General features: G+C 63.9%; 6 protein-coding genes and 2 pseudogenes. 4 read left to right on the top strand and 4 right to left on the bottom strand.

Translation table 11 applies throughout. The features are described 5' to 3' along the window. Nucleotides 1-264 precede the first annotated feature (264 nt). The gene (locus ACNQVK_RS08690) at nucleotides 265-1,092 is read left to right on the top strand and encodes a GAP family protein (protein WP_234940024.1); all 828 of its coding nucleotides are present in this window, start codon (nucleotides 265-267) and stop codon (nucleotides 1,090-1,092) included. A 94-nt stretch (nucleotides 1,093-1,186) separates the two neighbouring features. Beyond that, complete coding sequence (locus ACNQVK_RS08685) at nucleotides 1,187-1,852, top strand: methyltransferase family protein (RefSeq protein ID WP_418029198.1); 666 nt, start codon at nucleotides 1,187-1,189, stop codon at nucleotides 1,850-1,852. Between the two features lie 9 nt (nucleotides 1,853-1,861). On the opposite strand, the pseudogene ACNQVK_RS08680 reads toward ACNQVK_RS08685, so the two are convergent. The 4 genes and pseudogenes from ACNQVK_RS08680 to ACNQVK_RS08665 all read right to left on the bottom strand — a co-directional run. Next, nucleotides 1,862-3,979 (bottom strand): annotated as a pseudogene (locus tag ACNQVK_RS08680) (AMP-binding protein); the annotation flags it as partial. A gap of 135 nt (nucleotides 3,980-4,114) precedes the next feature. After that, nucleotides 4,115-5,518: an IS1380 family transposase gene (locus ACNQVK_RS08675; RefSeq protein WP_011768002.1), complete on the bottom strand. Its 1,404-nt coding sequence runs from the start codon at nucleotides 5,516-5,518 to the stop codon at nucleotides 4,115-4,117. 120 nt (nucleotides 5,519-5,638) lie between these two features. Then, nucleotides 5,639-17,089: pseudogene (locus tag ACNQVK_RS08670) on the bottom strand (amino acid adenylation domain-containing protein); the annotation flags it as partial. Between the two features lie 129 nt (nucleotides 17,090-17,218). Continuing rightward, nucleotides 17,219-17,449, bottom strand: a complete 231-nt coding sequence (locus tag ACNQVK_RS08665; RefSeq protein WP_276128918.1) for an MbtH family protein — start codon at nucleotides 17,447-17,449, stop codon at nucleotides 17,219-17,221. Between the two features lie 955 nt (nucleotides 17,450-18,404). Here ACNQVK_RS08665 and htpG point away from each other — a divergent pair. Both htpG and ACNQVK_RS08655 read left to right on the top strand, forming a co-directional pair. After that, entirely contained in the window at nucleotides 18,405-20,360 is a 1,956-nt protein-coding gene (htpG, locus tag ACNQVK_RS08660; protein WP_418029197.1) for a molecular chaperone HtpG, read from the top strand. A gap of 83 nt (nucleotides 20,361-20,443) precedes the next feature. Then, nucleotides 20,444-21,781, top strand: a complete 1,338-nt coding sequence (locus tag ACNQVK_RS08655) for a hypothetical protein (protein ID WP_418029196.1) — start codon at nucleotides 20,444-20,446, stop codon at nucleotides 21,779-21,781. The last annotated feature ends 66 nt before the right edge of the window (nucleotides 21,782-21,847 follow it).

Genomic DNA, 21,847 nt, shown 5'->3' with positions numbered 1-21,847 from the left:
CGTCCGGATGGCGGCAACGGAGACGGTATGAAACTCATTACTTCACAAACGATCTGACCAGTTCGATATCGACATGGCGGGGGAAGGCAGCAGAGTAACAGCGAGTTCGCGGAGGCAGTGCGTGATGGGCCCACGCCATGCCGGCTCCGCCCACCACGACCAATACGGCCTTGAGGATCTGTACGGCCACATCGGCCCCAACAACTCCTGAATGTTGTTCAGAAAGTCAACACAGCAAATAGATTGCGAGGTAGCATTCCGCTCATGTGGGGCTCGTTGGCCGTACTGGCACTCTTGACGACGATCAATCCCGTGCGCCTCGGCATCATCATCTTGGTGCTCTCCAGGCCGCGGCCGATGCAGAACCTGCTCGCCTATTGGACGGGCGCGGTGCTGGTAGGGCTCGCCACCCTCGTCATTCCACTGTTCGTACTTCACTCCACGCCGACATCGTCCGCTTTCGCGAGAAATTTCGCACACCCCACCGCGAATCCGATCGCACAGCGCATCACGATCGTCACGGGCGTGCTCCTTCTGGCGATCGCCGTATTCATGGTGGCGCGCAACTTGTTACGGACACCCGTCTCGGCAGGTGGTGCCCACCGGAAGGTGGCGGGCCACACCGGTGACGGCACAACGACCCTCGTGCTCGATTCAGGTGCACCACCTGTCATCACGAGGTTCCTGCATCCCACCGGGAAGTCGGCCGAAACAGACGGGGAAGAGAAGTCTCCGATTCGGCGGCTGCTCGGCCGCGCGCGTGACGCGTGGCAGAACGGGTCCCCGTGGATTCCCTTCATCATCGGCCTCATAGTGCTTCCACCACTGGACGGCGTGCTGTTCGCCCTGGCCATCGTCGTGGCTTCGGGTGCCTCCCTCGAGGTCCAGCTGGTCGCAACGATCGCATTCGTCTTCGGCGTGCTCCTGGTGGAGGAGATCATTCTCGTCAGCAACATAGTCGCACCGGAGAGAACCCAAGCCGCACTGCGTAAGTTGCACGAGTGGGCCCGCCTGCATCACCAGAAGTTCGTGGCGGCGATCCTGGCGGTGGTCGGACTCTCGTTGTTGGCCAGGGGCATGGGCGGCCTCTGATCCGAGTTATCGGCATTCGATCTTGATCCAGCGGAGGCCGCGACTGAGGGGTACCCTGTTAGCTGAGGGGCATGGCTCAGCGTCGGGAGGATCCGTGAATACCGTTATCAGAATGCTGATTTCAGGTTCCCTCGGGATGGCCATTACGGGGCTGATAATATTTGCTTCTGCAGGCACCTTCGACTACTGGCGTGGTTGGGCTTTTCTCGCTGTGCTCGCGGCTTCGGGCTGGGTATCGGCAATCTACTTCCTGCGCACGAATCCGGCGGTGCTGCTGCGACGGTTGCCGACGGCCGAAGAACGACCGCAGCAGAAGGCCATAGCGCTCGGTGTCTTGTCGCTCTGGGCCGCAATGATCGTCGTGAGCTCGCTCGACCACCGCTTCAAATGGTCGGTGGTCGCCACAGAGGTCTCATTGGCCGGCGACGTGCTGGTCGTGCTTGCACTCGCGGCCATTGGGCTGGTGCTCATGCAGAACAGCCATGCGGCCGTGACCGTTCGGGTGGAGGAAAGTCAGCAGCTTGTCTCGACTGGCCTGTACGGACTCGTGCGGCATCCGATGTACACCTGCAACGGGCTGCTTCTGGTGGGAATACCCCTTGCGCTCGGCTCCTTCTGGGGTCTGGTATTTCTCATCCCGGGCCTCCTGCTCTTCGCCCTACGCATCCAGGATGAGGAAAAGGTCCTCGCGATGGAGCTCGACGGGTACCGCGACTACATGCAGAAGGTTCGGTACCGCATGCTGCCGGGGATCTGGTGACCGGTTCCGTCAGCTGTCGAGTAGCAGCCTGAGCTGGCTCCCATACTCACTGAGCGCCCTGGCCGTGAACATCTCGTAGTGCGTGCAGTCGACCGCGTACGTGTCGATCTCGCCGGCAATCCACGGCTGCCAGCTTTGTAGGTGGGTCCGGGCGGCCCGCCGGTTCCGCATCTCACGCCAGCGGGAGCGCAGTCCTGACGCGCCGTCTTCACTTCCGTGCCGCGCTGCCATGAAGACGACGACGTCTCCTCCGAATACCTCGGGCGCATGATCAAGGAGGCGCAGCTGGTTCTCGTTGAGGCTGCGGGCCATGAACTCCAGCAGCGCTTTTGGCGGGAGAGCGAATCCCAGAACACCCTGTTGCTGAATCAGTTCTTCCGCCCGCTGGTAGTCGATGGGGCGCCGATGCGCCGGCACGTCGATGTTGTTGGTCTGCAGGATGTATTCCAGCACCAGGCCCTCGGCCAACACCTGGTTCTTGGCGACGAGCCTGTCGGCGCCAGTCGTCAGCTTATTGGTCCTCAGCGCGGCGTCCAGGAGCACGAGGCGCTGGACTTCGCATCCTCGTCGCTGTAACTCAACAGCCAGCGCGTGTGCGACGACGCCACCGAACGACCAGCCCAGGAGCTTGTACGGGCCATCCGGATACAGGGCTTGAATGCGGTCCGCATACATGGCGGCCAGTCTGTTGATCGGCACGGGTTCCGACTGGTCCGCTGTCGGCGTTTGGTTGATTCCGATGATCGGGCAGTCCAGATATTCGCCGAGCGCCCGATATGACCAGCTCAACCCGAAGCCGTCGTGAATGCAGACCACGGGTGTGCCGGAGCCTTCCCGGAGGATGTCGACGGGGACCACTTCCTCGGCACTGTCCGCACTTCCGATCTGCTGAGCCAGGCTTCTCACGGTCGGCGCCTCGAACATCACGCGCACGGCCAGCTGTGCGTGCGTGGCTTTGTTGATCGCGGCGACGGCCCGCATCGCCAGCAGGGAATCGCCGCCCAGGTCGAAGAACGAATCCTCGACTCCGACGCGTTCGAGGCCGAGCACTTCGGCGTAGATTCCGGCCAGGGTCTCTTCGGCAGGAGTTTCGGGGGCCCGGTATTGCCCGGCCTTGTATTCAGGTGCCGGCAGAGCACGGGTATCGAGTTTTCCGTTGGAGGTCAGAGGCATTGCATCCACGACCATCACCGCCGCCGGAACCATGTAGACCGGCAGCCGGTCGGCCAGCGTCACTCGCACCTGATCCGGGTCGACCGCACCGGCCACCGACTCGGTGACATAGCCGACCAGACGCTTGTCGCCGGGATGGTCCTCCCGGACCATCACCGCGGCCTGCACTACCCCGTCCAGATCGGCCAATGCTGTTCGGATCTCACCGAGTTCGATGCGGTAGCCACGGATCTTGACCTGCTCATCGGCACGCCCTACGTAGCGCAACTGGCCGTCCGCATCCCAATACACGAGATCACCGGTCCGGTACATCCGGGTTGCGGGCGCCCCCGGCCCGACGAACGGGCATGCGACGAACCGCGATCCGGTCAACGCGGACCGGCCCATGTAACCGCACGCCACCCCGCGGCCTGCCACGTACAACTCGCCCACCACCCCGCCGGGTACCGGGCGCAGCCATTGATCCAGCACGAACAACGCCGACGTCGACACCGGGCCACCGATCGGAACCACCCGCGGCCCTGCCACTTCCGGCGTCGTCAACGGAGCACTCATCGACGCATACACGGTCGCCTCGGTGGGGCCGTAGGCATTGATCACCACGCGCCCAGGCGCCCACCGGTCCACCACATCACTGGGGCAGGACTCACCGCCGAGCAGTAGCGCAGTCGATCCCAACCCCTCCGGAGACAGAGCTGCCACCGCCGATGGGGTCTGGGTCAGGACATTGACCTCTTCGGAAACCAGAACGTCGTGGAAGATCTCCGGTGAATTGGTCACCTCTTCTGGCACCACGACCAGCCGCCCGCCGGTCAACAGCGCCGCCCAGATCTCCCACACCGAGAAGTCGAAAGCGTACGAATGACACTGCGTCCAAACCTGTTCGGCCGGCAGGCCGGTGGGCATCGACGCGGCGAGGTGTGTCAGGTTGTGGTGCGTGATGCATACCCCCTTAGCCTCAATCCGTGGACTGACTTGAGTGGTGTGGTTCGACGGTGATTCTGACGGCGGTTTGTGGGGTGGGCAGGATGTAGCCGCTGGTCTGCCCAGCTTTTCCTGTGTGCTTCGGTGGGGCCTGTTCGGCGACGGTTAGACGGTTGCGGTAGCGGGTGGGCTGTAGCCGATGGTGTTGCGCCACAGGGTGAGCCAGTGCTCGGTCCAGGGCCAGTGGCTGGGTAGGTGCAGGATGGGTCGGCGTTGCGGTCGGGCCAGCCGTGCCGGGACGGTGATGATCGTGCGTCGCAAGGTGGCTCCCCGGGCCACTGCGTGCGCTCCACCGGCAAGCACACCGGCGGCGCGCAGCAGATTGTGGGCGATGGCCCCGCAGAGCACCCACGCGGAGTTGGCGCCGAATTGCCCGGAGGGCATGTGGGCCAAGGGGCCGGCGATCAGGTCGGCGAAGACAGTTTCGATGATCGCGTGTTGACGGTGGGTGATGTCGGCGTCGGCGGTTGGTAGGTCGGTGTTGGTGAAGAACGGGTGATACCGCCAGACCGGGAACAGGGCGTCGCGGAAGCGCGCATCTTTGACCCGACGTACCACCAGTCGGGCGGTGAAGCGGTCTGTGGTGGCCGCGAATGCGGTGTAGCTGATTTCGGCGACTTCGGCATCAGAGATCCACTCTCCGGTGTCGGGATCACGCACCGCGCCCGGGTATTTCACCGGTGTCCACGCCGCGTCGTCGATGGCGTTGATGGCCCGGTTGATCGCGCTGTTGCGGCCCATGACCACCGAGAATTGCGCACCATGGCGTCGGCAGGCGCCGACGACGGCGCGGGTGCCGTAGGACGAATCGCCGCGGACCAGGATCTGGCCGGTGACCCCGGCCGCTCGGGCCGTGGTGATGGCCTGGGCGACCATTCGACCGGCTCCTTTACCGGAGCCGGTCTTGCCGGCCCGCAGCCGCATCCCGGCGATCACCGGCGCCGCACCGGGGGTGCTGATCGTGGTCGCCAACGGCGAGAGTCCTTTGCGCAGGACCTGCTTGCCAGCGATTTTGGTGTGTCCGTAGGAGGCGCCTTGTTTGGCATGGCCGTAGACCGGTCGTAGCAGGGAGTCGATGTCGATGAACACACCGCTGTCGGATCCGGGTAGCAACTCAACGCGCCGGCAGAGGGCGGCCAAGTGTTCGCGCAGGACTGATTCGAGTTGGCGTGCGTGTCCGAAGGTGAACTCCCGCAACAGGGTTCCGATGGTTGATGGTGCGTACACATCGCCGAAGAGTGTTTTCATGCCCCCGGCCCGGACGATGTTGAGGTCATCAATGCTGTCGGCGCCGGCGCACATCCCGGCGATCACCGTGGCCAGCTTCGGTGCCGGATTCGCTGACCCGGATTTGATCTTCGGCGCGGGGATGAAGATCTTGTCAGCCAACAGATTCGGCAGGCCGGTCTGCTCAGCCAGTGTCATCACCGGCACCAGTCCGGCGCACGACACGAGATGATCCTCATCGAAGACCGCCGACGACGCAGCGAACCCGTGGGACACTTGCACTGGAAGTGCCTTTCTTAACTGGCCTGATTGATGCGTAGAGAACACCAATCCTCCCAGCTCAAGGGGCACTTTCCTTATATCGACACCCACCTACACAGGCAATTCATCGGTGGATCGAGGCTTAGGGGTGCCAGTGGTGCCCGAGGTGTATATCAGGTAGGCGATCTCGTCGGCCTCCGGCGCCGGCAACGCCGTGTTCGGGTAGCCGTCGATGCGAGGATCATCGATGTCGACGACGAACATGCCGGCTCTGGCCAGGCGATCGAGGTGAGCTGCGGAGGTGATCGCGGCACTCGGCGCGGCGTCGGCGAGCATGAAGGCGATCCGTGCCTCTGGGTGTGCCGGGTCCATCGGCACATAGGCCGCTCCGGTCTTGAGCACTGCCAGCATCGCCTCGATCGCCTCGGCGCAACGGTTGAACAGGAGGGCCACCCTGTGCCCGGGTCCGATACCCGCTTCGGCCAGCAAGTGCGCCAATCGATTCGACGCCTCATCGAGTTCCTGATACGTCTTCGAGCGACTTCCACGGGACTGGGGTGAATGGCCGGCATCCGTCACCGCCACCGCCTGCGGTGCGCGTGTCACCTGCCCGGCGAACAACGTGGGCACCGATACCGGCGCCGAGCAGGTGGTGAGCGCCGCGCAGTTGCCGATCTCGTCCAGGCAATCCCGTTCGCCTTCGATGAGCACGTCCACCGACGAGACCCGCTGATGAGCATCGGTGGTCAAGGCCGACACCACCCGCTCCAGCCGCTCGATCAATGTCCGAATGCTGTCTGCATCGAACACGTCGGTGCGGAACTCCACGGATCCGACGATTCCGTCCGGTGCTCCGGTCCCGGTCCAGCGCTCCTCAAGGGAGAAAGCAAGGTCCATGCGGGCAGCCTGGGTGTCGGCCGGAAGGGGGGTCACCTGCAGGTCGCTCAGGAGCGGCTCGGCGCCAGCCTCACCGCCGTCTCGGGAGACGAAGTTCTGCCAGGCGAACATCACCTGGATCAGCGGGTGGTGGGTCAGGCTCCGGATCGGGTTGAGCCGATCCACGAGCACCTCGAAGGGCACGTCCTGGTGCTCGTAGGCGGCCAGGCTGCGCTGGCGTATCTGGGCCATGAGCTCCGCGAAGGTCGGGTCTCCGCCAAGGTCCACCCGCAGCACCAAGGTGTTGACGAAGAATCCCACCAGATCGTCGAGCGCCGGATCACGCCGCCCCGCGATCGGGAAGCCCACCGCCACATCAGAACTGGCGCTCAGCTTCGACAGCAGCACCGCCAGTGCCGCCTGCAGCACCATGAAGCTGGTGGCATCATGCTCCCGCGCCAGTCGACCGATTCTCTGCTGCAGTTCAATCGGCCAATTCACCGCCACACTTGCACCGCGGTAGTCGGCGACCGGCGGATACGGCCGATCCGTCGGCAACTCCAGACGCTCGGGCAGCCCCGCCAACGCCTGCTCCCAGTACGCCACCTGAGCGGCGATCGGACTGTCGGCATCGTTGAGATCACCCAGTTGCTCGCGCTGCCACAGCGTGTAGTCGACATACTGCACCGGCAGCGGCGACCAGTCGGGAACCTGACCCGCACATCTGCTGGCATAGGCCATCCCGAGATCGCGCACCATCGGCGCGATCGACCAACCGTCGGCAGCAATGTGGTGGACCACCACCACCAGTACGTGCTCGCTCTCGTCGATCCGTAAAAGCGTTGCCCGGACCGGAACTTCGCCGGCCAGATCGAAGCAGTGCCGCACCGTCGTGTCGACGGCCTCCCGCAGCCGCGGCTCCGGCCATCCGCGGGCGTCCACCACCTGCCAACTGAACTGCGCCTGCTCCGTGGGTATCACGACCTGCTGCGGTAGCCCGTCGAGCGCCGTAAAGACGGTACGCAGACTCTCGTGGCGGCCCACCACATCGGTGAGCGCCGCCCCCAGCGCTTCGATGTCCAGCGTTCCGTTGATCCGGTAGGCGGTCGGCATGTTGTAAACCGGTGAGGGGCCCTGCAACTGGTCGAGGAACCACAGCCGCTGCTGGGCATACGACAACGGAAGCACCGCCGGCCGTTCTTGGACGGTCAGTGCCGCGCCGGTCCGGTCCTTGGCATGTGCGCTCATCCACTCGGCCAATTCGGCCGGGGTGGGGGCATCGAACAAAGCCCGAATCGACACCTCGGCATTCAGCTCGGCCCGGATTCGCGCGACCAGTCGCGTCGCGGAGAGGGAATGTCCGCCCAGGTCGAAGAACCCGTCGTCGATGCCGACCCGGGCGACCCCCAGAACCTCACCGAACAGGGTGACCAGAGCCCGCTCCCGCTGGTCACGAGGAGCCCGGTAGGCCACCCCACTGTTGAACTCCGGGTTCGGCAGTGCCCGGCGATCGAGTTTGCCGTTGACCGTGAGCGGCAGGGCGTCCAACACCATGATCGCCGCGGGCACCATGTATTCGGGCAGCTTGTCCCCCGCGAAACGACGCAGTTCCCCCGCCCGTTCGATCGCAGACGGGTCGTTGACGTACGCGGCCAGTGAGCCCGCCGCGGTGCTGGGCAGATAAAGATCTGACAGCGCCGGCACGACACCGTCGGCCGATGACGCGGCGGCACGGGTGTAGACGACGTCAACCAGTCCGGCACACGGCGACCAGGTCACGGCTGCGGCGTACCCCAGCTCCCGCCCCAGCTGCAGGCAGTCATACGGTAACACTGCGCCGGAAGCCGAAATGCCGGAGCGCAATTCGCTTACGTACTCGCGGTCGCCCGCCTTGTCCAGCTCGCGTACCAGCTCCACATCCGGCCAGATTCCGGCATGAGGAACCCCGGAGACGCGCAGCTCCGGTAACCCCTCGGACCGCAGATACTCGGCCAACCTCGCCAAGCCACCGAACCGCTGCCATGGTTCGGACGGCAGGTTCGCAACGGACCGCACAGGGATCGGTCCCTTGCGTAGCACCACCTCATAGCGATAGCCGCTGAGTTCATTGATCGCCTGCATGTCCTTGAGCCGCACCTCGACCGCGGCGATGTCATCGAGCTGCTGCGGCAACGCGGCAAAGAACTCCGGAGCCACCAAGAGCTCCTGTTCGGAAAGCATCTCCCGACGTACCCGCTCACCGACCGCTGCAGCTGTGTCCTCACCGTCGCGGCCGTCCTGAGCGCCGGCGCATACCACCCCGGTGGTGAACGCCCGCAACAACGACAGGTTGCGCACATCGCCGAGGAACAGGGCCCCGCCGGGTGCCAGTGACCGCATCGCCACGGCCAGCACATCGAGCAGATAGCCCGCACTCGGGAAGTACTGGATGACCGAGTTGAGCACCACTACGTCGAAATGGCCCTGCGGTATCCCATCGGGGGCGTCGGCCGGCTGCGCCCGCAACCGCACCCGGTCCGCCCAGGGCTGCCCGGCCACTTTCGTCCGCAATGTCTGAATCGTCGGTGGCGAGAAGTCCGTTGCCCAATACTCGGCGCACTCCGGGGCCACCTGCGCAAGCAGCAACCCCGAGCCCACACCGATCTCCAGCACCCGCCGTGGCTGTAGCGCCAGGATCCTGGCAACCGCGGCCGAACGCCATTCCTCCATCTGTGGCAACGGAATTGGGTCTCCGGTGTAGCTGCTGTTCCAGCCACCGAAGTCCTCGCCCAGCTCGGTGGGCGTGCTCGTGGTGAACGACTCCCCCGAGTACAAGCCCTCATACACGCCCTGCCACTGGTCGACGAGTTCCGCTTCGCGGGCAGACTCGCGGACCAGCATCATCTCCGGGTCCAGGACGACATAGGCCACCAACTGTTTGTCGGCGGTGTGCTCACTCCGGTTCGCGGTTGACGTGGCGGTGTGGGCGACGACGACCGCTTGGGAGACGCGGGGATGCGAAGCCAAAACCGACTGAATTTCACCGAGTTCTATGCGGTAGCCGCGGATCTTGACCTGCTCGTCCGCACGACCCGCATACCGCAGCTGCCCGTCGGCTCCCCACGACACCCGATCCCCGGTGCGGTACATCCGGGTACCTGGCGCCCCGAACGGGCAAGGGATGAAACGTGATCCGGTCAACCCTGGCCGGCGCACATAACCCATACCGACGCCACGACCGGCAACATACAACTCCCCCACCACACCCGGCGGGACTTCGCGTAGCCACTGATCCAACACGAACAGCCCGGCGCCCGGTACCGGCACACCGATCGGGACGACACCCGCCCCGGCCTGTAGCGGAGCGCTGATCGTGGCGTACACCGTTGTCTCGGTCGGGCCGTAGCCGTTGATCATCACCCGGCCCGGCGCCCACCGATCCACCACTTCCTGCGGGCACGGTTCAGCGGCCACCATCAACGCCGATACCGATGCCAATCCCTCCGGCGAGAGCATCCCCACCGCGGACGGGGTTTGACTCAACACCGTCACCCGTTCGCCGACCAGTAACGCCTGCAGCTCCTGCGGTGACCGCGTCACCTGCTCGGGTACCACCACCAGCCGCCCACCGTGCAACAGGGCGCCCCAGATCTCCCATACCGAATAGTCAAAAGCCAAGGACGAACACGCAGCCCACACCTGCCCTGGGCCCATCTCGATGCCCACGTCCAGACCGTCGAAAAGCCGTGTCACGTTCTGATGGGTGACGGCAACACCTTTGGGCACACCCGTGGTGCCCGAGGTGTAGATGATGTGCGCCACGTCGTCGGCAGCCGGCCCCGCGGCTACAGGCGTGCCAGGCGAGGAGTCGATCCGGGGATCGTCAACCTGCAGTACCGGTACACCGCAGCCGGCCATCCGATCAACCAAACCAGCCGTAGTCAGGACCGCCACCGGCGCAGCATCGGCCAGCATGAACTGCACACGCGCATCCGGATGGGCCGGGTCGATCGGCAGATACGCCGCCCCCGACTTCAGCACACCCAGAATCGCGACCACCGCATCAGCCGACCGGCCCGTCAACAAACCGACACAGCGTCCCGGTCCGGCACCGATCCCAACCAGCAAGTGTGCCAACCGATTCGATGTCTCATCGAGCTCACGGTAAGTCAACGACCGGTCGCCGAACCGCACCGCCACCGCGTCAGGCGCCCGCACCACCTGGCCGGCAAACAGCTCAGGAATCGATGATTCCGTCCCAGAGCGGGCCAACACAGCCCGGTGACCGACTTCGTCCAAACGCAGCTGCTCGAACGCATCGAGCAGGCCCACCGTCGACAGCCGGCGACCCGGATCAGACGTCATCGCCGCCAACACCTGGCGCAACCTCTCGATCAGGGTCTCGATGCTGGCGGCATCGAACACATCGGTCCGGAATTCCACCGAGCCCCAGATTCCGGCGGGCTCGCCGGCGTCGGTCCAGTGCTCTCGAAGGAAGAGCACCAGATCCATGCGGGCAGTCTGTGTATCAGCCTCCAGCGGGGCGGCCTGCACATCACCCAGGCTGAGCGCAGTCGCGGCGTCGTTGTCCAGACCGGGCAGATTCTGCCAGGCGAAGATCACCTGGATCACAGGCTCATGGGCCAGGGATCGGGTCGGGTTGAGCCGCTCGACCAGCACCTCGAACGGCACGTCCTGGTGTTCGAAGGCGGCCAACGCACGCTGACGCACCTGCTCGACCACCTCGGCGACGGTGGGGTCTCCGCCCAGATCAACCCGCAGCACCAGCGTGTTGACGAAGAACCCGACCAACTCATCGAGCGCCGGATCGCGGCGCCCGGCGATCGGGAAGCCCACCGCCACATCAGAGCTGGCACTTAATTGGGCGAGCAACACGGCCAGTGCGGCCTGCACCACCATGAAGCTGGTGGCGTTGTGTTCGTGGGCCACCCGGGCGACCTGCTGCTGCAACTCGACCGGCCAATCGACCATGACGGTTGCACCGCGATGGTCCGCCACCGGCGGATAGGGCCGATCAGTCGGTAGCTCGAGTCGCTCGGGCAACCCGGCCAGCGCCTGCTCCCAGTAGGCCAACTGCTCGGAAATACGGCTCTCCGGGTCGGTCAGCTCACCCAAATGCTCACGCTGCCACAACGTGTAATCCACATACTGCACCGGCAACGGCGCCCACCCCGGGACCTGCCCCGCACACCGACTCGCATACGCCACACCCAGATCCCGCACCAACGGCCCGATCGACCAACCATCACCGGCGATATGGTGCACCACCGCCACCAGCACATGCTCATCCACACCCACCCGGAAAAGGGCTGCCCTCAGCGGCGTTTCAGCAGACAAGTCGAAGCTGTACCCGACGACCTCACCGATCGCCTCCCGCAGCCGATCCGTGGACCAGCCAGTGGCATCAACGACACGCCACCCGATCTCGATCTGGTCTGCAGGCACCACCACCTGCCGCGGCACACCGTCAACCGCGGGGAACAACGTCCGCAAACTCTCGTGACGGCCCACCACATCAGCCAACGCCGCTGCGAGGGCGTCAGTGTCGAGTCGCCCGCTGATCCGATACGCGGTCGGCATGTTGTATGTGGCTGCGCCACTGTCAAACCTGTTGAGGAACCACATACGGTTCTGCGCGTAGGACAGCGGGATAAGGGCGGGTCGTTGTTGGACTGTCAGGGCTGGAAGCCCGCCGGTAGCCATGTCGATGCGTGGGGCCAGCAGTGCCACCGTGGGTGCGTCGAACAAAGTACGCACCGCGATATCAACATCCAGGCCGGCATTGATCGAAGCGATCAATCTCATGGCAGAGAGGGAATCTCCACCCAGGTCGAAGAAGGAGTCGTCGACCCCGACCCGTTCCAGCCCCAGAACTTTGGCGTAGATGCCGGCAAGGATCTCCTCGACTGTGGTCGACGGAGCGCGGTATCCCTCGCCAGTATCGGCGTAATCCGGTGCCGGCAAGGCCCGCCGATCAAGCTTTCCGTTGACAGTCAACGGAATTGCCTCGACCACCACTACCGCTGTGGGCACCATGTAGCCCGGCAACCGCTGCCCCAATGCGGCACGAACAGCGACCGGATCCACACTCCCAGTCACATAGCCGACCAGCCGCTTGTCTCCGGGGCGATCCTCGCGAGCGATCACCGCGGCCTGATCGATCCCCGCCATATCAGCTAGGGCACTCTGAATCTCACCGAGTTCGATGCGGTAGCCGCGGATCTTGACCTGCTCATCGGCACGACCCAGGTACTGCAACTGCCCATCAACACCCCACCGCACCAAATCCCCGGTGCGATACATCCGCGCGCCCGGGGCACCGAACGGACACGCCACGAACCGGGATGCGGTCAAACCCCCGCGGCGGGCATACCCGTAGGCCACTCCCCGCCCGGCGATATACAACTCGCCGACGACACCGGCCGGGACTTCCCGTAGCCATTGGTCGCATACGAACGCGGCTGCCCCCGGCACCGGCGAACCGATCGGCACCACACCAGAACCCGGCCGCAACGGAGCGCTGATCGTGGCATACACCGTGGCCTCGGTCGGACCATAGGCATTGATCATCACCCGACCCGCACCCGCCCATTGATCCATCACCTCGGTCGAGCACGCCTCACCGGCGACCACCAACGCCGCCGACTCCAACCCCTGCGGCGAGAGCATCCCCACCGCCGACGGAGTCTGACTCAACACCGTGACCTGTTCGGAAACCAGTAGCGCGTGGAAGTCCTGGGGCGAACTCGCCACCGCCTCCGGGATGATCACCAACCGGCCACCATGCAGCAGGGCACCCCAGATCTCCCACACCGACACATCAAAGGAATACGAATGCCACTGCGCCCACACCGCTGGCGACAAATGCCGATCCAGCGACCCCACGAACTGGGTGATGTTCTGCTGGGCCACCGCCACACCCTTGGGAACACCGGTGGTGCCCGAGGTGTAGATCAGATACGCGACATCGTCAGGAGCCGAGGCAGCAGGCAGCGCACAGCCCGACTGCGCTGCGATACGCGGATCGTCGATGTCCGCGACGTTGACGCCGCAACCGGCCAGCCGGCCAACCAAACCCGCAGTGGTCACCACCGCCACCGGTTGCGCGTCCTCCAGCATGAACTGGATCCGCGCATCAGGATGCATCGGATCGATCGGAACATAAGCCGCACCCGCCTTGAGCACCGCCACAATCGACACAATCGCCTCCCCACACCGGGGAAACACCAACGCCACACACCGACCCGGACCAGCACCCACACCAGTCAGCCAATGCGCCAACCGATTCGACGCCTCATCCAACTCCCGATACGTCCACGACCGCCCACCACACACCAACGCCTGCGCCTCCGGCGCACGCACCACCTGCTCGGCGAACATCACCGGAACCGACATCGGAACCGTCGGCGTGGTGAGCACCCCCCGGTTACCGATCTCATCCAGCCGGACATGATCGGCCACGTCGAGCAGATCGAGCGTCGACAACAACTGGCGCGGATCGGCAGCCACCGCGTCCAACACTCGTTTCAGCCGCCCGATCAATACCTCGATACTGGCCGCATCGAACACATCGGTACGGAACTCCACCGTCCCGCCGATCCCCGCCGGCTCACCAGCCTTGCCGAAACGCTCACCCAACGAGAACACCAGGTCCATCCGAGCGGTAGCGGTTTCCGCTGCCAATGGTGTGACCTGCACATCGCCCAAGACCGCGTCAGCAGGACCGTCGGCCTCCCGGCTGAAGTTCTGCCACGCCAGCATCACCTGAACCAGTGGGTGATGCGCCAGTGAGCGGGTCGGCTTGAGCCGATCCACCAACACCTCAAACGGCACATCCTGATGCTCCAATGCGGCCAAGCTGCGCTGACGCACCTGCTCCACCACATCAGAGACCGTGGGATCACCGGCCAGATCCACCCGCAACACCAACGTGTTGACGAAGAAACCCACCAACTGATCCAGCGCGGAATCACCACGCCCGGCGATCGGAACACCCACCGCCACATCCGAACTCGCACTGAGCTTCGACAACAACATGGAAAGAGCTGCCTGCACCACCATGAACGGCGTCGCATTGTGCTCACGGGCCACCCGTGCCACCCGCTGCTGCAACTCAGCAGGCCATTCGACCACCACACTCGCGCCCCGGTGATCAGCCTCGACCGGATACGGCCGATCCGTCGGTAACTCCAACCGTTCCGGCAGCCCCGCCAGAGCCTGCTTCCAGTACTCCACCTGCCCAGCGATGTCGCTATCGGGATCGGTCAACTCGCCCAGATACCCGCGCTGCCACAGCGTGTAATCGACATACTGCACCGGCAAGGGCGCCCAGTCCGGGGTACTTCCCAGGCACCGAGCGGCATACGCTCCGCCCAAGTCGGCGACCAACGGAGCCACCGACCAACCATCAGCCGCGATGTGGTGCACCACCGCCACCAACACATACTCGTCTTTATTGACGCGGAAAACTGTTACCTGCAAGGGGATCTCGCTGGACAGGTCAAATGAGTGACCCACCGCGACACCAATGGCTTCCTCTAGCCGGCCGCTAGGCCAGTCGCTCGCGTCGACCACGCGCCATCCGAGATCGGCCTGCTCTGCAGGAATGACGAGCTGCCGAGGTACCCCGTCGACCACTGGGTACACCGTTCGCAGCGATTCATGCCGACCCACCACATCGGCCAACGCCTGACCGAGCGCATTGACATCCAGTCCGCCGGTGATCCGCAACGCCACCGCCATGTTGTAAACCGGTGACGGCCCCTCCAACTGATCCAAAAACCACAACCGCTGCTGGGCATACGACAACGGAATGACATCCGGCCGCGGCTGAGCAACCAACGGCTCCCGCGAACCTGAACTCTCACCGACACGGGACGCCAGGCCTGCGACCGACGGCGCCTCAAACACCGCACGCACCGCAAGATCGGACCCCAGATTGGCGTTGACCGTATTGATCAACCGCGTCGCCGACAGCGAATCCCCACCCAAGTCGAAGAACGAATCATCAACCCCGACCCGCTCCAAACCCAACACCTGCGCGTAGATGCCGGCCACCACGTCCTCGACGGGAGAACCCGGGGCCCGGTAGTGATCAATGTCGGAGTACTCGGGTTCCGGCAATGCCCGTTTGTCGAGCTTGCCGTTCACCGTCAACGGCAGCACATCGAGCACCACCACCGCCGCGGGCACCATATAACCCGGCAACCGCTGCCCCAGCGAGGCACGAACAGCGACCGGATCCGCAGTGCCCGTGATGTAGCCGACCAGACGCTTATCACCAGGACGATCTTCCCGCGCGATCACCGCGGCTTGCTGCACTCCGTCAACCTCAGCCAGCGCGGTTTGGATCTCACCCAGCTCAATCCGATACCCACGGATCTTGACCTGCTCATCAGCACGACCCAGATACTGCAACTGCCCATCAGAACCCCACGACGCCAGATCCCCGGTTCGATACATCCGCGCACCCGAGCCACCGAACGGACACGCCACAAAGCGCGTCGAGGTCAACCCACCCCGACGCCAATAACCACACCCCAACCCAGCACCGACCACATACAACTCACCCACCACACCCACCGGCACCGGCCGCAACGACCGATCCAACACAAAGAAACCAAGATGGGCCAACGGCAACCCGACAGGGCTCGCACTACCGACAACATCTGCCTCGCAGATCTCACGGAACGACGCGTGCACCGTCGTCTCGGTAATCCCATACATATTGATCAACCGGGGCGAACCCGGATGTCGATCCACCCAATCGCGAAGACGCTGCGGCTCAAGGGCTTCCCCACCGAAAACCACCGTCTCCAACTTCAACTGACCACTCGGCCCAGGTTCGAGCGCATCAACAGCCTGCAACGCATAAAACGCCGACGGTGTCTGGCTCAACATGGTCACCTGTTCGGCAATCAGCAACGCCAACAGATCCTCCGGCGCCCGCGTCACCACCTCAGGCACCACCACCAACCGACCACCAAACAGCAACGCCCCCCAGATCTCCCACACCGAATAGTCAAACGCCAACGAATGACACTGCGTCCAAACCTGACCCGCCAGCCCCAACTCCGCATCAAGGGTGTCCAACAACCCCGTCACATTCCGATGAGTGATCGCCACACCCTTGGGCACACCCGTCGTCCCCGACGTATAAATCAAATACGCAACATCATCAGCCACAGGCCCCGGCAACCCCACACCCGGCAAAGACCCCCTGCACGCACCACAGAAATCAACAACCTCCACACCACACCCGGCCAGCCGACCGGCCAACTCCGCCGTCGATACCACCACCACCGGTTCGGCATCAGCGAGCATGAACTGAATCCGCGCGTCAGGATGCATCGGATCCATCGGCACATACGCCGCCCCCGACTTCAGCACCGCGACAATTGAAACGATCGCATCAGCGGAGCGAGGGAACAGCAACGCCACACGCGTGCCCGGACCCGCACCACGCCCAATTAACTCGTGTGCCAAGCGATTCGATGCATCGTCGAGCTCGCGATAACTCATCGAGCGACCCTCGAACGTCACCGCCGGCACCTCCGGCGCGCGAGCCACCTGCGCAGCGAACATCTCCAGAATCGACACCGACGAAGACGCCGACTCGGTCAACGCCGTCCGATTACCCCACCTGAACAGAAGGTCGTGCTCATCTTCATCCAGAAAATCCATCGAGGACAATCGCCGCGTCAAATCGGCGGTCACGACGACGCCTCCGCATCGTTGATCAACCGCACAACGCTCGCCCCACGATAGACACCGGTGCGAAACTCCACCGTCCCTCCAATCCCCGCAGACTCACCGGCCCCACTCCGGCTCGCCCCCGCGCGTCTGTTACCTCTCGGAGCCCTGACTCTGCGCCAATCTGTCGCGCAGGCTCTTAGGCCGGATATCCGGCCAGTTCCGCTCGATGTAGTCCAGGCACGTAGCGCGATCCGCTTCGCCGAACACCGCCTCCCAGCCGGCGGGAACGTCGGCGAAGGTCGGCCACAGACTGTGTTGCTCCTCGTCGTTGATCAAGACGAGAAAGCTGCCGTTGTCGTCGTCGAACGGGTTGACGCTCACCTGGTCCTCCCCACCGCCGAGTCGACCAGCGAAAATCAACGATCGGGACGCCGCGCGGCTACGTACCACTTGGCGCCCAAATATCCTTGTTGGCCAACTACAGCTATGGAATGTCTGGTTGCAGAGGGTCAGCATATCCACTTCCCTTTCGCAACGCACAGAAATCGGCCATACAGCAATACCTCGTTGCTACTCTTCCGCACTTCAGTACCACATTTGTCACGTGCGCAACTTTTGGGCAAATTCTTGCGGCCTTGATCCGGGCCGAACCGGGCCCGCGCACCATGCGCAATTCGGCGATTCGTCGTGCCGGACACCCAGGCCCCCGACCCGCCGGCGCGGTCGACACGATGATCGTTCACAACTTGCGCTCAGATGAACCGTGAGGCTGTACCCCGGACACTTCACGCATGCCTCTGAACTGCAGAGAAATAGAGGTCTTCAAGGTTCTCCATACGGCGGCGGTTCATGGGACGCGCACGACAAAGATGTAGTTCAATCCAGCGAATCGGATGGGACGGCGGTAGAACCGCACACCCTGCCGCCCGCCCGGTAGGGCGGGAAGTAGATAGCCCTTTCAATTAATTGGCAAACCGGACAAGGTACGTGCGCGGCATGCCCCGGCGCAGCTTCAGGCCGCATTGACGCGTATCGAGTTAGCCAGAAGGACCCACACGCCCGGTGCGGCACATCGTCTCCGTCAAAATTTGCGACTGCAATAACTGGCAAATTTTCGATGTCACAGATTTCCAGCAATCTCACATCAAGATCGAATTCGAACCGTGCACAAAAGGCTGCTCATAGATGGGCACGTGTTCGGGGCCCCGGAGACAAGCGCGGCGGGCGAAACAGGCCCGGTCCAAGCGCTCCGTGTTTGGCTGGCCCCTGAGCTGCCGACAGGTCGGTATCCTCCTCGGAGATATCCAACGTAGGTCGATCTGTGGGATGGAATCACATGTCTGCACGCGTCGAGCAGCTGGAGTTTCAGGCTGAGGCACGCCAACTCCTGGAGTTGCTGGTCCACTCCGTCTACTCCAACAAGGACTCGTTTCTGCGGGAGCTCATCTCGAACGCGTCCGATGCGTTGGACAAGCTGCGCCTCGAGACGATGCGGAACAAGGACCTCACAGCCGACACGTCCGATCTCCACATCGACATCGAGGTGGCCCACGCGCCTCGGACACTTACCGTGCGCGACAACGGTATCGGGATGACGCACGACGAGGTCGTGGACCTGATCGGCACGCTCGCGAAGTCAGGAACCGCACAGCTACGTCAGCAACTGCGGGACGCCAGGAACTCGGCCGCCTCCGAGGAATTGATCGGGCAGTTCGGCGTCGGCTTCTACTCGACGTTCATGGTGGCCGACAGGGTTGAACTGCTCACTCGCAAGGCCGGTGAGAGCGAGGCCACCCGATGGGTATCGAGCGGTGACGGCACCTACACCATCGAGTCCGTCGACGACGCGCCACAGGGCACATCCGTCACGCTCCATCTCAAGCCCGAAGACGTCGAGGATCAGCTGCACGACTACACCGCTGAGCGGAAGATCAGAGAGCTGGTCAAGAAGTACTCCGATTTCATCGCCTGGCCCATCCGAATGCAGGTCGAACGACAGACGCCGGCCACCGAGGAAGGCGGAGCGGACAGCGTATCGGTCGAGACCCAAACCCTGAACTCGATGAAAGCGTTGTGGGCCAAGCCCAAAGACGAGGTCTCCGAGCAGGAATATCACGAGTTCTACAAGCACATCGCCCATGCCTGGGACGATCCACTCACGGTCATCTCGATGAAAGGCGAGGGGACCTTCGAGTACCAGGCGTTGTTGTTCATCCCATCGCACGCCCCGTTCGACCTGTTCACCCGGGATGCCGGCACCGGGGTTCAGCTCTACATCAGGCGCGTCTTCGTCATGGGCGATTGCGACGAGCTGATGCCCAGATACCTGCGCTTCGTCAAGGGTGTCGTCGACGCTCAAGGCATGTCGCTCAACGTCTCTCGGGAAATCCTTCAGCAGGATCGGCAGGTTACCGCCATCCGTCGTCGACTGACGAAGAAGATCCTGTCGACCATTGCGGACCTGCAAACCGGGAAACCCGAGGACTACTCCACGTTCTGGACGCAGTTCGGCGCTGTCCTCAAAGAAGGCCTGATGTCGGACTCGGACAACCAGGACACGTTGCTGCGGATCTCGTCATTCTCGTCCACTCAGAGCGACGACAAGCTCACCACGCTGGCCGAATATGTCGAGCGCATGAAAGACGGTCAGGAACAGATCTTCTACGCCACCGGACCGTCGCGGGATCAACTTCTGAAATCCCCGCATCTGGAGGCTTTCCGGGCCAAAGGATACGAGGTGCTGTTGCTCACCGACCCGGTGGACGAGATATGGGTCGGATCGGTGCCGGAGTTCGAGGGCAAGCCGCTGCAATCGGTCGCCAAGGGTGAGGTCGACCTCGACTCCGATGCCGACAGGGCAGACCACGAGGCCGAGCGCGAGGCGGAGCAGCAGGAGTTCGCCGACCTGTTGGCCTGGTTGACGGAGACACTGGGCGATCACGTCTCGGAAGTGCGACTGTCCCATCGACTGACCGAGTCTCCGGCCTGCCTGATCACACCCGCCTTCGGCATCACACCCGCTCTGGCGCGCATGTACCGAGCGTCCGGGCAAGTGATTCCGACGGGTAAACGGATACTCGAGCTCAATCCGAAGCACCCGCTCGTCACCGGCTTGAGAGAGGCCCACGCCCCCGCAGCGGATACGCCCGAAGGGAACGAAGCCCAGATGCACCGTCTGGCCGAGACAGCCGAACTGCTCTACGGCACGGCCCTTCTCGCCGAGGGTGAGGTGCCCGAGGACCCGGCCAAGTTCGCCGGGCTACTCGCCAATCGCTTGGCGCGCACGGTGTAACTCGCGTCATCCCACCAGGTTCGGAGTGCGGTTTCGTCGCATTTGCGGGGTGAAACCGCGGTCAGACTCGTACCGTAGCGAAAATGAGCAACGTACTCGATCTGCTCGATCAGACCATGTTCGACTACGCGCAGGCATCCGGATCGACAACCCGGCTGCAGTGCGTCTGGGTGTACAACCGTCCGGTCAACATCGACGGGCTTCGACAGTTCCACGCCCATCTTGAGCGAGGACGGTTATCTCGTTGCATCGCCCATTCCCCACTGCCGTTCGGCCGCAGCCGCTGGGTGGCACCTGACAATTCGCCCGAGCTCGAGATCGCCGTGGCGGCCCGACCACGGGAGGCGTTCGACGGCTGGCTCGACGAGCAGAGCAACAGCCCGCTGGACTGCGAGCACGGACCGGCATGGCATCTCGCGGTGCTCCCGTTCACCGACGGCGGCGCCGGCGTGAGCTTGACCATCGACCATTGCCTCATCGACGGCGTCGGACTGTGGGAGGCGGTGGCGGATGCGGCGCTTGGACGCGACGACCCGATCGACTGGCCGGACGCCGCATCGCGCGGGCGGTGGCAGGCCCTGCGCGAGGATGCCCGCCAGACCGTGAGCGACATCCCGGCCATGAGCCGTGCCGTCATGGCCGCGATGAAGTTGGGCCGGTCCAGTCGCAACGGAGCCACAGCCGCCGCCCCGCCGACCACCGATACACCTCCGCCACCATCCGAAACCGACGAATCCCACAACCTCCCGACCGCCACGATCTTCGTCGACGCCGACGAGTGGGAAGCCCGTGCGCGCTCACTCGGCGGGACCAGCAACACGCTGCTCGTGGGACTGGCGACACGCCTCGCTCAGCGAGCCGGACGGGTGGCTACGGACGGTTCTGTAGTCGTGACACTGCCGGTCAACGAGCGCACCCCGGATGACACGCGCGCCAACGCGATCAGCGGCGTGCTCGCCACCGTCAACACCGAATCTGCAACGACAGACCTGCGCGGGATCCGGGCCGCGGTGAAGCAGGCGCTGATTCGTCACCAGGAAGAACCCGATCCCGCGCAGGTGCTGAATGCCCTGGTTCCCCTGTTGTCCAAACGGCTGCTCAAAGCGGCCCGCGGTGCGACCAGGGTCAGCGCGTTCAATCTCGTCGGTGCATCCAACGTCGGGGTGACCGATGCGGCCGCGAGTCGGCCGGATGGCACAGAGGCCGACTCCTATGCCATCCGGCTCCACCACCTCGGCGTGGACACTCCGGCGATGCGGCAGTACGGCGGTTTGCAGACCTTGCTGTCGGGAACGGTGCAGGGCAGGGTTTTCGTATCGCTGATTTCCTATCTCCCGGGCCGCATCAACTCGAAAGATGAGCTGCACCAGGAGCTTTCGACCGCGTTGGGTGAGTACTCGCTCAACGGAACATTTCTTTGAATCAAAGAACAGGCTTGGTGCCATGAAATCGTCAGCCGCTCCGAACTCGCCAATGTATTCTTAGGC

The sequence above is a fragment of the Mycobacterium sp. 134 genome (genome assembly GCF_048282715.1).
Lineage (GTDB): Bacteria > Actinomycetota > Actinomycetes > Mycobacteriales > Mycobacteriaceae > Mycobacterium > Mycobacterium septicum.
This window is presented reverse-complemented; position numbering and strand designations above follow the sequence as displayed.

Bases quoted from the DNA above. Each gene is read 5' to 3' on its own strand.
- htpG (WP_418029197.1), top strand. From the start codon at position 18,405: ATGTCTGCACGCGTCGAGCAGCTGGAGTTTCAGGCTGAGGCACGCCAA.
- ACNQVK_RS08690 (WP_234940024.1), top strand. From the start codon at position 265: ATGTGGGGCTCGTTGGCCGTACTGGCACTCTTGACGACGATCAATCCC.
- ACNQVK_RS08655 (WP_418029196.1), top strand. From the start codon at position 20,444: ATGAGCAACGTACTCGATCTGCTCGATCAGACCATGTTCGACTACGCG.